This window comes from Devosia sp. MC521, from assembly GCF_014127105.1.
Classification (GTDB): domain Bacteria; phylum Pseudomonadota; class Alphaproteobacteria; order Rhizobiales; family Devosiaceae; genus Devosia.
The window spans coordinates 533,313-546,068 of sequence record NZ_CP059902.1 but is presented as its reverse complement, the minus strand read 5'-3'; the positions used below and the strand labels follow the sequence as shown (position 1 = coordinate 546,068).

General features: G+C 58.9%; 12 protein-coding genes. 4 read left to right on the top strand and 8 right to left on the bottom strand.

Translation table 11 applies throughout. From position 1 onward, the window contains the following. Window positions 1–268: 268 nt before the first annotated feature. Together H4N61_RS02630 and H4N61_RS02625 are read right to left on the bottom strand one after the other, a co-directional pair. Window positions 269–823, bottom strand: coding sequence for a hypothetical protein (locus H4N61_RS02630; RefSeq protein WP_182394858.1), 555 nt, complete (start codon window positions 821–823; stop codon window positions 269–271). An 83-nt stretch (window positions 824–906) separates the two neighbouring features. Beyond that, complete coding sequence (locus tag H4N61_RS02625; protein WP_182394857.1) at window positions 907–3,195, bottom strand: putative PEP-binding protein; 2,289 nt, start codon at window positions 3,193–3,195, stop codon at window positions 907–909. Between the two features lie 99 nt (window positions 3,196–3,294). Between H4N61_RS02625 and ispH the strand changes: the two genes are divergently transcribed. From ispH to rnhA, 3 genes are read left to right on the top strand one after another with little or no spacing between them, the layout of a single operon-like run. Beyond that, window positions 3,295–4,266, top strand: coding sequence for a 4-hydroxy-3-methylbut-2-enyl diphosphate reductase (gene ispH, locus H4N61_RS02620; RefSeq protein WP_182394856.1), 972 nt, complete (start codon window positions 3,295–3,297; stop codon window positions 4,264–4,266). Beyond that, window positions 4,263–4,781, top strand: coding sequence for a GNAT family N-acetyltransferase (locus H4N61_RS02615; protein ID WP_182394855.1), 519 nt, complete (start codon window positions 4,263–4,265; stop codon window positions 4,779–4,781). Before ispH ends, H4N61_RS02615 begins: the two co-directional genes overlap by 4 nt. 3 nt (window positions 4,782–4,784) lie before the next feature. Beyond that, entirely contained in the window at window positions 4,785–5,225 is a 441-nt protein-coding gene (gene rnhA, locus H4N61_RS02610; protein WP_182394854.1) for a ribonuclease HI, read from the top strand. A 246-nt stretch (window positions 5,226–5,471) separates the two neighbouring features. Here rnhA and H4N61_RS02605 read toward each other — a convergent pair whose 3' ends face one another. The 4 genes from H4N61_RS02605 to H4N61_RS02590 form a co-directional block, all read right to left on the bottom strand. Further along, entirely contained in the window at window positions 5,472–6,461 is a 990-nt protein-coding gene (locus H4N61_RS02605; protein WP_182394853.1) for a DUF808 domain-containing protein, read from the bottom strand. A 178-nt stretch (window positions 6,462–6,639) separates the two neighbouring features. Next, a complete protein-coding gene (gene glyS / locus H4N61_RS02600; RefSeq protein ID WP_182394852.1) occupies window positions 6,640–8,664 on the bottom strand; it encodes a glycine--tRNA ligase subunit beta in 2,025 nt (674 codons plus the stop codon). Window positions 8,665–8,727: 63 nt separating this feature from the next. After that, window positions 8,728–10,629, bottom strand: a complete 1,902-nt coding sequence (locus H4N61_RS02595) for a DUF2207 domain-containing protein (RefSeq protein WP_182394851.1) — start codon at window positions 10,627–10,629, stop codon at window positions 8,728–8,730. 5 nt (window positions 10,630–10,634) lie between these two features. Then, window positions 10,635–11,189 carry a LemA family protein gene (locus tag H4N61_RS02590; RefSeq protein WP_169195906.1) on the bottom strand — a complete coding sequence of 185 codons (555 nt, stop codon included), beginning with the start codon at window positions 11,187–11,189 and terminating at the stop codon, window positions 10,635–10,637. Between the two features lie 305 nt (window positions 11,190–11,494). On the opposite strand from H4N61_RS02590, the gene rnk reads away from it, so the two are divergent. Continuing rightward, a complete protein-coding gene (gene rnk, locus H4N61_RS02585; RefSeq protein WP_182394850.1) occupies window positions 11,495–11,905 on the top strand; it encodes a nucleoside diphosphate kinase regulator in 411 nt (136 codons plus the stop codon). A gap of 37 nt (window positions 11,906–11,942) precedes the next feature. On the opposite strand, the gene H4N61_RS02580 is transcribed toward rnk, so the two are convergent. Together H4N61_RS02580 and H4N61_RS02575 are read right to left on the bottom strand one after the other, a co-directional pair. After that, window positions 11,943–12,293: a helix-turn-helix transcriptional regulator gene (locus H4N61_RS02580; protein WP_248306554.1), complete on the bottom strand. Its 351-nt coding sequence runs from the start codon at window positions 12,291–12,293 to the stop codon at window positions 11,943–11,945. A 20-nt stretch (window positions 12,294–12,313) separates the two neighbouring features. Then, entirely contained in the window at window positions 12,314–12,661 is a 348-nt protein-coding gene (locus H4N61_RS02575; protein WP_182394849.1) for a type II toxin-antitoxin system RelE/ParE family toxin, read from the bottom strand. Between the last annotated feature and the right edge of the window lie 95 nt (window positions 12,662–12,756).

Genomic DNA, 12,756 nt, shown 5'->3' with positions numbered 1-12,756 from the left:
CACGGCTAACCGCGCTGACCGGGCGTGCAGACGCCTCAGGCCGGTGGGAAAGGGCCATAAATGATACTCAACGCTACGCAACAAACTGGAACGGGCAGCCAAACTCAAACTGCCGACGTCCAGATGATGTCTTATTAAGGTTAGCGCGGAGTAAATACGCAGAGAGACGATGACGTGGCCATTGTGTGACCAAGTTATGGTTCACGCGATTGTAGGCTGCGACAAAATAAACGCCGACATGCGATTAGATGAGTTTAGGTAACGTAAGTTACTGAGTGCAACCAGCGATTACCGGCGCAACATCTTGAGCAAAATTTGCAACCTTGAATCGCACATTGAGAGAACGACTGCTGGCCGGGGTCACACGAACAGTTAAGTTCTGGGCGCCGCGCAAACCATCGATAAAGGCGCGCACGTCAGCACTATTGCTAATCAGCACCTGTGTATTGGTCGGATCAACCTGCAAAGTTTGCGAGCGAGCGCGTTCCAGATCGGGCTGGAAGGTCATGCCGACATCGCGGCCGAGGGAGGACATGGTGTTGCCCGCAAAGCGGAAGGCCACACCCAAATTGCCAGCTTCGCAGCTGACTATGATCTCGGCATGAGCGCGGCCAGAAGGGCGCGCGGGGATCATTTGCTCGGATTGTAGAGTGAAGCTGGAGACGGCTGCTGCATCGGTATCGGCGCGAAACAGGCCATCATAGCAAGCGAGGCGTTGGTCATTGGCCGGGATGGCAGCGCAAGAGGCGCCAGACTGGGCATAAGCAGGTGCGGCGAAGGCAAGGCCAAACGAAAGTGCTAGAAATCCAAACAGTCGTCGCACGAGGTCACGTCCACTTCCATAGTCAGCATCTGTTACGCAGTAAGAGGTAACAGATAACAATATGGGGTGGCGACCCGTGTTTGTTAAGCGCTGGTCTGCGCTAAAGCCAAACGGGCGATTGGGACGCGGTAGGGCGAGCAGGACACATAATTGACACCGAGCCCGGCAAAGAACTGCAGCGAGATGGGATCGCCCGCGTGTTCGCCGCAAATACCGATCTTGAGGCGCGGATTGACCGCCCTGCCCCGCTCGATGGCAATCTGGATCATTTCGCCAACGCCCTTTTCGTCGATATTGACGAAGGGATCGCGCGCATAAACGCCCTTGCGCTGGTAAGCGGCCAAGAAGGCAGGCGCGTCGTCGCGGGAGATGCCGAAAGTGGTCTGGGTCAGATCATTGGTGCCAAAGGAAATGAAATCGACCATTGAGGCGATGTCCCCGGCGCGCAGGCAAGCGCGTGGCAGCTCAAGCATTGTCCCGAAAGAAAAGCGCACGCGATCTGAACGCGAGAGGCCGGAGTTTTCGAGAATGGCCATGGTGCGTTCGCGAACCCAGGCCACTTCAGTCGCCGTCGAGACGAAGGGCACCATCAGCTCGACCTGCACTGGCTCGGCCTGAGTTTCGCTGGCAGCGCGTGCGCCCGCGAGAACAGCCTGGACCTGCATTTGCAAAAGATCAGGATAGGTGATGGCCAAGCGGACGCCACGGTGGCCCAGCATGGGGTTGATCTCGGCGATGCGCTCGAGACGCATGCGCAAGGCGCGAACAGAGAAGCCAAGTGAGGCGGCGGTTTCTTCGATCTCTTCATCGGTGCGCGGCAGGAATTCGTGCAGCGGCGGATCAAACAGACGCACCGTGACCGGCAGGCCATGCATAGCCGAAAACAGCGCCGAATAATCGCCTGTCTGGTAATCGATCAGCCCGGCAATGGCCTTGGAGCGCGCGTCTTCGTCTTCAGAGAGAATGACGCGACGCAGCGCGACCATACGCTCGGGCGAGAAGAACATGTGTTCGGAGCGGGCCAGACCAATGCCTTCGGCGCCAAAGCTCAACGCCGTTTGCGCGGATTCGACAGTTTCAACATTGGTGCGGACGGCGATGGTGCGGGAGGCATCGGACCACCCGAGGAGACGCCCAATCGCGCCGCCAATTTGTGGCTGGGCCAGCGGGAGCGTGCCGACATAGACCTTGCCATCGGTGCCATCGATAGTCAGGCGATCACCTGCGCGGAATTCGCGGTCGCCAATGTGGCAGACCATTTCGGCAACATTGACCGACAGCGTGCGGAGGCCCGCAACGCATGGCTTGCCAGTGATGCGGGCGATAACGCCAGCATGGCTCGACATGCCCCCACGAGCGGTGAGAATGCCGGTTGCAGCCTTCATGCCTTCGATGTCGGCGGGGCCGGTTTCGTTGACGACGAGAATGCAATGTTTGCCGCGGGCGCGCAGGCGCGCAGCGTCTTCGGCATTAAAGGTGATGATGCCGCTAGCAGCGCCCGGCGCTACGCCCAAGCCGGTGGCGATGGGGGCAACATCATGGGTGAGTTTGATGCGCGGATGGAGCACGAGCCCGAGGCGGCTCGGATCGACACGCGAGACGGCGTTTTGTGGCGTCCAGACTTTGCGCTCGACGCGATCCACGGCCGCGGTGAGTTCGGCCGCTGGCGACGCCTCAATGGGGCGGGCGGACAAGAAGCGCACCTGGCCCTTATGCACGGCGACAGCGCAGGTCATGTGACGACCCGCCTTCGCGTCGAGCAGGGAAACCAGCGCGGCGACACTTTCGGGCAAGCGCGGCAGGGGATGGCCGTTGACCGGGGCAGGCCCGATGACGCCGGTTGCGGCATTGCGGGTGAGGAACTGTTCGATCTCGCCTTCGGCATAGGCCTGCACAAGAACGATCTGTCGGCTGCGGTCGACATCAGAGCGTGCGCCAGTCCAGCCGCGTCCGGTCGGGCCGTAGCTTTCAAACGCTTCCTTGATGGCTCGGGCCAATGGACGGTTTGGGTCTACCGAATCTTCGGGCGCGGAGGGTGCGGCAATGCCGGTTTTGGCGGGCATGAGACCGCCATTGTGGAGGACAGCCGAGGTGCGGACGACCAAGACGGGGGGCTTGCCGTCCTTTTCCACCAGCTTGAACAAGCAGGCGACCCAATGGGTCCGCAGGCGGCTATCCCGGCGGGAGCGTTCGGCCTGCAGCTCATCCCAAGCGGCGCGGGTGATGGCAATCGTGGGGACGGTTGGAAAACCTGCTTCACCGACGCGGAAAATCCAGCGCGCCTTGCCTGTCAGCAATTTTAGCTGAGCAGCTCCAAGGTTCGCCTTCCCCAGCGCCGGGGCAATCGCAAACATTTCCTGCGCCAAACTCAAGAGAAGGCTCCTCGCCACGCGTCTAACACATATGGCGCATGCCTGCCGCGGCTGCAACAGCACTTGACTTGCCAACGCGCTGAAAGCATCTCATCGGGTATGGATAAAAGGCCGCACCTCGATATCACCCTCTGTGCTCCGCGTGGTTTCTGCGCGGGCGTGGATCGCGCAATTCAGATTGTAGAGCTGGCGCTGCAGAAATACGGCGCGCCGGTCTATGTTCGCCATGCCATCGTACACAATAAGTATGTGGTGGCAGGACTTGAGGAAAAGGGCGCGATTTTCGTCGAAGAACTCGATGAGATTCCAGAAACCGACGCGCCGGTCGTATTCTCTGCGCATGGCGTTCCGAAATCGGTTCCGGCTGACGCTAAAGCGCGCAACATGTTTTACCTCGATGCGACCTGTCCGCTGGTCTCGAAGGTTCATGTGGAAGCGACGCGACACTTTGAAGAAGGTCACGAGATCGTGCTCATCGGCCATGCTGGCCATCCCGAAGTGGTTGGCACCATGGGCCAGCTTCCGCCGGGCAGCGTGACGCTGATCGAGACAGTCAGTGATGTCGGCGGTTTTGAACCGAAAGATCCTTCGACGCTGGCCTTTGTGACGCAGACAACGCTGTCGGTCGATGATACGCGCGAAATCGTTGAGGCGCTGCGCGCCCGCTTCCCGCTGATCAACGGTCCGCACAAGGAAGACATTTGCTACGCCACCACCAATCGGCAGGAGTCGATCAAGGCTGTGGCCCCAACGGTGGAAGCGATGATCGTGGTGGGCTCGCCCCATTCGTCGAACTCGCAGCGTCTGGTGGAAGTCGCCAAGCGCGCAGGCTGCAAGCATGCCGTTCTGGTGGATCGCGCCAGCGAGATTGACTGGTCGATCTATGGCAATATTAAATCGCTGGGTGTGAGCGCGGGCGCTTCGGCACCGGAGAGCCTTGTGGAAGAAGTGATCGACGCTTTCGCCGCGCGCTACGACGTCAAGGTGAAGACCACCACGACGGCGGAAGAGAACATCGCCTTCAACATTCCCAAAGTGCTTCGTAACTTGGAAACGGCAGCTGGAAAATGAGTGACCTCGATCTGTTCGAAACCGATAGGCTGATCCTTTCAGGCTGGAGGTTCGATCAGGTCGATGACCTTGTTCGATTGCATGGTTCGGAACGCGCTACACGCTATCTGACGACGCGAGGCGTGCCCTATACGCGCGCCCAGTGCGAAGAAGCAGTCGCGAGCTGGATCGAGCTTTTTGACACGCGCCAGCTCGGCAAGCTGCGGGTACGGCGGAAATCAGACGGCGTGATGGTGGGTCGGGCAGGCTTTGGCATTTACCCAACCACCGGGGAAGCCGAGATCGGCTACACGCTTTACGAAGAGTTCTGGGGACAGGGGTTTGCCAAGGAAGCTGCCGCTGGCCTGCGCGACTGGTTTTTTGCTAACGACAAGGGTGAGCATTTCATCGGCATGGCCCATGTCGACAATGCCCCTTCCCGTGCCGTCTTGGAAAAGATTGGCATGCAGAAGACCCATCAAGCCGTCGACGTTTACGGCCTGCCCTGCCAATTCCATATATTGAAGCGCCCATAGCCCATGTCTGACGCAGTTATTATTCATACCGACGGTGCGTGCTCGGGAAATCCCGGCCCCGGCGGCTGGGGCGCTATTTTGCAGCTCGGGGAGCACCGCAAGGAGCTCAAGGGCGGCGAGCAGCTGACCACCAACAACAAGATGGAGCTCACGGCCGCCATTGAAGCGCTCAATGCGCTCAAGCGTCCGTGCAACGTGGAACTGCACACAGACAGCCAATACGTCAAAAATGGCGTGCAGAGCTGGATGCATGGCTGGAAGCGCAACGGCTGGAAGACCGCCGACAAAAAGCCGGTCAAGAACGTCGAACTCTGGCAGGCACTCGATGAGGCGACCAAGCGCCACGACATCGAATGGTTTTGGGTGAAGGGCCACGCAGGGCACGCGCTCAACGAACGCGCCGATGAGCTGGCCCGCGAAGGCATGGCGCCGTTTAAGCGTTAGGTTTTTTGGGGGATTGTTCCCCCACGCCTGCGGCCTAGCTTTGCTACCCTCCCCGCAAGGGGAGGGAGTGGGGCCGGTATTGGGGGGGAATTGGGTGCGCTGCAGGTAGGGGCAAGGCCCCCTCACCCGACCTTTGGTCGACCTCTCCCCCTCAGGGAGAGGTAAGAAAGGGCAGTGCCCCGGGGGATTTTTGGCCCTTCAGCCGACGCGAGGCGTCGACCTCTCCCCATGAGGGAGAGGTAAAGATTAGGCGGTTTTGGTGCGGTTGGGGAGGAGGCCCTTGATAGCCTTGAGGGCCGGGCTAATGACGTAGCTGACGACTGGGATCATCAGTGCGCCGACGGCGAGGCCGATGAAGAAGTCGATGAAGGCGGTCACGAACCAGCTGGCGACACCGGCGATGGATGGCAGGAGCGCAGCGCCCCAGGCAGCAGCGTCCTTGACCATGTGTTCAATGCCAGAAACGCCAAAGCCAGCAAGGCCGTGGACGATGATGCTACCGCCAACCCAGGTCATGGCTGCAGTGCCGACGATGCTCAGGATGTGCATGAAGTGGGGCATGGCCACAACGATACCGCGACCAAAGGCGCGACCGGTGTGGGTTTTGGCCTTCTGCGACAGGAACAGGCCAAAATCATCGGCCTTCACGATCAGAGCAACGGTGCCATAGATCGCGACCGTGATGCCCGCACCGGCGATGGCGAGAATGCCTGCTCGGTACCAGAAATTGTCAACATCAATAGCCGACAGAACAATGGTCATGATTTCAGCCGAGAGGATGAAATCGGTCTTGATCGCACCTGCAACGCGCTGTTCTTCGAGCGAGGTCGGGTCAACCGCCGTGTGCTCGATGGCAGCTTCGTGCTTTTCGGCCTCATGCGGCGCGAACATGTGGAAGACCTTTTCAGCGCCTTCATAGCACAGGTAAGCGCCGCCGATCATAAGGAGCGGGGTGATCATCCACGGCAGGAAATAAGACAAGATGAGCGCCGCTGGCAGCAAGAACAGCATCTTGTTCTTGAGCGAGCCCCAAGCGATGCGGCCAACGATGGGCAGTTCGCGCTTGGCTTCAAAGCCCTTCACGTAGCTAGGGGTGACGGCTGCGTCGTCGATGACCGCGCCAGCAGCTTTAACGCTGGCCTTCATGGCCTGACTGGCAACGTCATCCAGAGATGCAGCCGCAACTTTCGCTAGTGCTGCCACGTCATCGAGCAGAGCAAGTAGGCCAACACTCATTGAAATTCTCCGAGAACTTTATCGCAGGGATAACGCGCACCGCACGGCATCGTGCCACGGGGGAAAGGATTTTTGTTGGAAGGTAGCGTGAGAAAGTGCAGAGCCCTCGGGTCAAGCCCGAGGGTGACGACCGGGGGAATGGCGGGCTGACGGCAGGAACCGTCAACCCGACTAAGAATTAGCCAGCAACTTTGCCGAAGTCGGCGACGAGACGCATGGTGTCGCGCAGACGGGCCAGAAGGTTGAGGCGGTTTTCGCGGACCGAGGCATCGGCGTCGTTGACGAGCACTGCTTCAAAGAAGGCATCAACCGGAGCGCGCAGGGTGGCGAGTTCAGCCATTGCGCCCTTGTAATCGTCCTGAGCAACCTTGGCAGAAACAGCGGCGCTGACGGTTTCGACCGCCGAGGCGAGAGCTGTTTCTTCGGCGCCCTTCAAGGCTGAAGCGTTGACCGCACCAGCATAGGACTTGCCGTCCTTCTTCTCTTCGGCGGCGAGAATGTTGGCGGCACGCTTGTAGCCTGCCAGCAGGTTCTTGCCGTCGTCGGACGAGAGCAGTTCGGTGAGCGCTTCAGCGCGCTGGGTGATCTGCAGAATGTCGTTGCTGTCAGCAGAGATGACGGCGTCGACGAGATCGTGGCGCGCGCCAGCATCGCGGAGCGAGACTTTGAGGCGATCATGGAAGAAGCCGAGGAGATCGGCGTCGACCTTGAGCGGGAATTTTAGGTTGTTTTCGGTGATGATGCGGATGACGCCGAGGGCGGCACGGCGCAGTGCGAACGGGTCGCGCGAGCCGGTTGGCTTTTCATCAATCGACCAGAAGCCAGAGAGCACGTTGAGCTTGTCGGCCAGAGCGACAGCAATCGAAACCGGTTCGGATGGCACGCGGTCGGATGGACCAACCGGCTTGTAGTGCATTTCGACCGCGGTTGCGATTTCTGCCTTTTCGCCCTGAGCGGCGGCATAGTAGCGGCCCATCAGGCCCTGAAGTTCAGGGAATTCGCCGACCATGGCGGTGACGAGATCGGCCTTGGCGAGAAGCGCAGCACGCTTGGTCGCTTCGACATCAGCACCAACTTGCGGCGCGATTTCGGCAGCGAGCGCAACGAGGCGATCAACCATTTCCTTCTGCGTGCCGAGCTTGGCGTGGAAGACCATGTCTTCCAGCTTCGGCAGGCCATTTTCGAGCGGATTGGCCAGATCGTTTTCGTAGAAGAAGGCAGCGTCGGAGAGACGGGCGCGGATCACGCGCTCATTGCCCGCAACGATAGTGGCGCCACCGTCGGTTGGGATCTGGTTGGAGGTGATGATGAAGTTCGGAGCCAGCTTGCCCGATGCATCACGAATGCAGAAGCATTTTTGATTGGCGCGGATGGTGGCGATGATCACCTCTTCCGGCACCTTCAAGAAGGCAGGATCGAACGAGCCCATCATGACATTTGGCCATTCGACAAGACCGGCGACTTCCTCAAGCAGGCCTTCGTCGTGAATGACGGACAGGCCCTGCGCAAATGCAAGGTTATCGGCGTCGGTCTTGATGATGTCCTTGCGGCGGTCGATGTCGAGCACAACCTTGGCGCGCTCCAGAGACATGACGTAATCTTCAAAACGGCGCACGCGGATCGCTTCAGGCGCGAGGAAGCGGTGACCAAATGTGGTCTGGCCCGATTCAATGCCAGCGATGGAGAATGGAATAACGACGGGTTCGTCGTTTTCGGTGCCGAATGTGGCAGTGATGGCGCGCAGTGGACGCACCCACTGGAAGGTGCCCGAGCCCCAGCGCATGGACTTGGCCCAACCGAAATCAGCAATCACCTTTGGCAGGACCTGCGACAGCAGCTCGACGGAATCGGCACCGGGCTTTTCGATAGTGGCGATGTAGAAATCGCCCTTTTTCGGATCCGACTGAACAGTGGCCTCGTCGATGGACGACAGGCCTGCTGCGCGCAGGAAACCATCAATAGCGGGCTGTGGGGCGCCGACCTTGGGGCCCTTCTTTTCTTCGCGCGTATCGGGCGAGCGGGCCGGAAGGCCAGCAATGGTGAGCGCCAGACGACGCGGGGTTACGAAGGCTTGCGCGCCCTCATAGACCAGTCCTGCATCAACCAAGGCATTGGTGACAGACTTCTTCAGGTCCTCAGCCGCGCGACGCTGGAAGCGGGCGGGAATTTCCTCGGAGAAGATTTCAAGCAGAAGTTCGGGCATGGTCGGAAACCGGGATTGGTAAGGCAGGCAGGGGGACTGATTATCGTGGCAAAGCGGGGCTGTCTACCAGCCTCCGCCACCGCCACCGCCACCGCCCCCACCAGAAAAGCCCCCGCCAGAGGAGCCGGAAGAGCTGGCCTGCACCGGTTGGGAGGCGACCATGGCTGCAGCCATGCCCGCAGAAGCTGCGGAAATCGCGTTAGAAACGGAGCTGGACGAGAAGTTTTTGCCGCCAGAATACCAGCCTGGAGCATAGGTGGAGCCGCGCTCTGGATTGGGCGAAATCCGCGCCATTTCCGCTTCAAAATGCTCGGACCACGGCTTTTCTACGCCTAAAGCAATGGCAAAGGGCAGAATGCGCTCAAAGCGTTCGACGCTCATTGGCGGCTCAGCATCAATATTGAGTCGGTTCTTTTCGGCGGTTTCGAGATAGAGTTTGAAGCCGTCGATCTGATCCATGACCTTGCGGCCCTGAACTGTGGGCGCGCGCATGAGAATGGTGAAAATGATCGAAATCAGCACCATGGATGCTGCGGCAATAAAAGCGCTGTCCAAGGGGAAATCTGTGAACATGTCGGCAAAGCCAGTGCCAGCATTGGCAATGAAGATTCCGCCCCAGACCACCAGAATGATGCGGCCGATCCAATTGCCCTTGATCAGAACATTGAACAGCATGGCGCTGATGAAGGTGGCGAAGATGCCGATTACCCCAGCCAACACCAGCCATTCGATTTCGATAATGTCGAACAAGACCATGGCGCCGAGCATGAGCGCGGTGAGCGCATAGCTTACGAGCGCAAAGCCGAAATTGGCCTTGAACCACTTATCGCGATTTTCGAGGGTGATGGCGTTGACGAAAGCACCCTTGGTCTCGCCGATTTCAGAGCCGTTTGCCTGATCAAAAGTCACTGTGCCCTTTTTGGTGAAATAATCAAAAAGGATCTGCTCGCCTGAAGGCAGGGCTTCGTCGGGCTTGCGGCCCGTATTGGTGACAACCAGCTTTTTGCTGGTGTTGTCGATTTTCACGAGCCCCTTGACCCCAAGGCTAAAAATGCCAGCGGTCATGGCTTTCCAACCCTGACCGGCAAAACCCCAGTGGTTCACATAGTGGGTCAAGGCCGGCGAAAAGCCTTCGGGCGGGTAGAACAGCGGAATGATCGTGCCCTTGGCCGGATCCCGCCCAACCCGCAGCCATGCGGTGAAATTGTAGAGCAGCAGCAGGACGACGCCGCCGATGCTGAGGAGAACGTCGCGATTGTCGGAGATGTTTTGCCACAGAGCATCAGTGCCTTGCGGATAGCTGACAATACCCTTTTGGAACGAGATGGCAAAGGTTAGCCCCTCACCCGGCCCAAGCACGCGATTGGACTTAATGGTCGCGGCATTATCACCCCGACGGGAAATGGTGACGTTTTGCTCGCTGGAGCCCGCGTCGCCAGTGTAGCCAACGGCATTCTGGATGATGGCGCCATCGGGCAGACGGACGCGCGCTTCAGCGGAGAGGATCGGGAAAATCCAGTAATTGCCCGTCGCGTTCCAATAAAGCTCATCACCATCGGCGCTGGGGCGGGCCATGCGCGGCATGGTGTAGGTGATGGTGTAGGTGTGCAGGCCACGCGGCACGAAGGACTCGGAATCGCCGATCCAGATGCGGCGGAAATCACCCATGCGCTCAACGCGGAATGGTTCGTCGGCGCCATTGCGGGTGACGGCCTCAACCTCCAGCCCAATGCGGATTTTGCTGCCATCGTCACTGCGCATGGTGACGGGGACATCGCGGTAAATACCGCGGCGAATGTCGAGCCCTTCTGCATTGACCACAAGCGTTTCCGTGACATGCACGGAGCCGTCGGTGGCTAAGGTAACATCGGCAATAAGCGAGCGAATTTCTTCGCGTGCCGAGGCGGACATGACCAGCAGAGCAGTCAGAATGACAGCGGAGAAAAAGCGCAGAAGGGCCGACATCGATCTTAGAACTTCACAGTAGGGACAGCGCGCTCGGCTTCGTTTTCGAGTTCGAAATATTCCGCCATTTCAAACTTAAAAGTGTTGGCCACGACGTTGGACGGGAAGCTTTCGACCTGAATGTTATAATCGCGCACAGCGCCGTTGTAATAGCGACGCGCCATCTGGATTTCGTCCTCGGTCTTTTGCAGCGCGGACTGGAATTCGAGGAAGGTCGTATTGGCTTTCAGGTCCGGATAGGCCTCGGCAATGGCCAGCAGGCGACCAAGGGCAGAGCTCAGCTCGCCTTCCGCCTGAGCGCGGGCTTCTGGGCCTGAGGCGGCGGCAGAAGTGGCCTTAGCGCGGGCGTTGATCACCGCGTCGAGCGTTTCCTTCTCATGGGCCATATAGCCCTTTACGGTTTCCATGAGATTGGGGATGAGGTCGGTGCGGCGCTTGAGTTGGACATCAATGCCCGACCAGCCTTCGCGCACCATTTGCCGCTTGGAAACGAGGCTGTTGTAAATGGTGATCGCATAGACCGCAGCAATCGCGACAATGCCTAAAAAGACCCATTCCATGGGCGAACTCCTCAAGAAAATTGGCCGGAGACTGGCAGGTCACAGGTCTGTTTGCAACATGCTACGGCGCGGTTGGACTTGACTTATTCTGCCCAACACCTAGCTTAAACACTATGAGTATGAGCCCGATCCATCGCTGCACCATCCTTGTCGAAGGATAGATGCCCTAGGCATGCCCGCGCCGGAGCCTGCTTAGGGCTCTAGGCACTTCGTCTCCCGGCACATCTCATTTTCAGTTTTTTCAACGGCCCGATGCTGCGCAGGATTTTGCGCGGCCGGACTATGCTCTCGGGGAGGTCGCCATAATGACCGAAATCCGTCGCGACTTGTCGCCTGCAATCGTGATCAGCAAGGCTGACCACACCAAGCTTTATGAACTCGCGCTGGCTGGGCTTGACCGCATGCCGGACGTGGCAGAGCGCTTGCTCACCGAACTCGACCGCGCCCGCGTAGTCGAGGATAAGAAGATTTCGGCGGAGGTGGCCCAGATGGGCAGCCGCGTGACCTATCAGACCAATTCGGGGCAAGAGCAGACTGTGACGCTGGCCTACCCGGCTGATGCGGACATTGAACAGGGCAAGATTTCGGTGATGACGCCAGTGGGCGCGGCTCTGATCGGGCTTAAAACCGGCCAGGCGATCACCTGGCACGACCGCAGCGGCAAGCGGCAGTTGTTGACGGTGGTTTCTGTCGAAGCGCCTGTCGCGGCTGAGTAAAACGAAAAGGCCGGTGTGATGAGCACCGGCTTTCTTTTTACCCGGATTGCTTGGGCAGATCGGCACTCACTGCATCGAGAACAATGTGGATTTCAGTGCCTTCTGCGTTACGCAAAACAAGCTCTGCACTGCCACCAATTGCATGCATATAGCGGCCTATCGTGGAGAGCAGCATGTCGTCGCCTTTTTCAGTTCGCGACACATTGCTTTGGGGAATGGCGGCACCGATTGCGACTTCTGCCTGGGTGACGCCTGCCGCGCGGCGCAATTCGGCCATCGCTTCACCGGCTAGCCGACGCGCACGTTTCTCGTTCAAACGTCCCTGCACATCCGCAGGAAGTTCGGCTCGCATATCGCTCCAGTGAACTGCGCCGGGCTTCATGCTCATCTCGCCTCTCCACAACGGCCTCAAGCCGATAACCACCACTCGTAACGCTGATCAGCCTTGGCGATCAGCTGCTTGTAAAAACGCGCAGAAGCCACTCCAGCTTTATCTCCGCCGCATAGAACGATCGCGTTTTGGTCTGGGTCGAACGCAAAAGCAACGCGCCATGCTCCCTTTGGCGTAAACACGCGGAGCTCTTTCATGTTCCGAAATTTTGATCCGTTCAAAGTGTCGACCTGCGGGCGCCCCAAGGTCGGTCCCTTGTCGCGCAAAAGATCGAAAGCCTCCCCGATAGCTTCCTTGACGGCGAGGGGCAGAACGCGAAATTCAGGAACATAGTCAGGATGAAAGACGACACTATAGCCATCCATGTCAGCCCCTGCAGCGTGTGCGGCCTAACCTTCCAGAGCGCCAGAATATACCTTGAAATGCATAAAGGCAATGCAAAGAAAAAGCCGATGCAGAC

Bases quoted from the DNA above. Each gene is read 5' to 3' on its own strand.
- H4N61_RS02615 (WP_182394855.1), top strand. From the start codon at position 4,263: ATGAGTGACCTCGATCTGTTCGAAACCGATAGGCTGATCCTTTCAGGC.
- H4N61_RS02575 (WP_182394849.1), bottom strand. From the start codon at position 12,661: ATGGATGGCTATAGTGTCGTCTTTCATCCTGACTATGTTCCTGAATTT.
- rnhA (WP_182394854.1), top strand. From the start codon at position 4,785: ATGTCTGACGCAGTTATTATTCATACCGACGGTGCGTGCTCGGGAAAT.
- H4N61_RS02605 (WP_182394853.1), bottom strand. From the start codon at position 6,461: ATGAGTGTTGGCCTACTTGCTCTGCTCGATGACGTGGCAGCACTAGCG.
- H4N61_RS02590 (WP_169195906.1), bottom strand. From the start codon at position 11,189: ATGGAATGGGTCTTTTTAGGCATTGTCGCGATTGCTGCGGTCTATGCG.
- ispH (WP_182394856.1), top strand. From the start codon at position 3,295: ATGGATAAAAGGCCGCACCTCGATATCACCCTCTGTGCTCCGCGTGGT.
- rnk (WP_182394850.1), top strand. From the start codon at position 11,495: ATGACCGAAATCCGTCGCGACTTGTCGCCTGCAATCGTGATCAGCAAG.
- H4N61_RS02595 (WP_182394851.1), bottom strand. From the start codon at position 10,629: ATGTCGGCCCTTCTGCGCTTTTTCTCCGCTGTCATTCTGACTGCTCTG.
- glyS (WP_182394852.1), bottom strand. From the start codon at position 8,664: ATGCCCGAACTTCTGCTTGAAATCTTCTCCGAGGAAATTCCCGCCCGC.
- H4N61_RS02580 (WP_248306554.1), bottom strand. From the start codon at position 12,293: ATGAGCATGAAGCCCGGCGCAGTTCACTGGAGCGATATGCGAGCCGAA.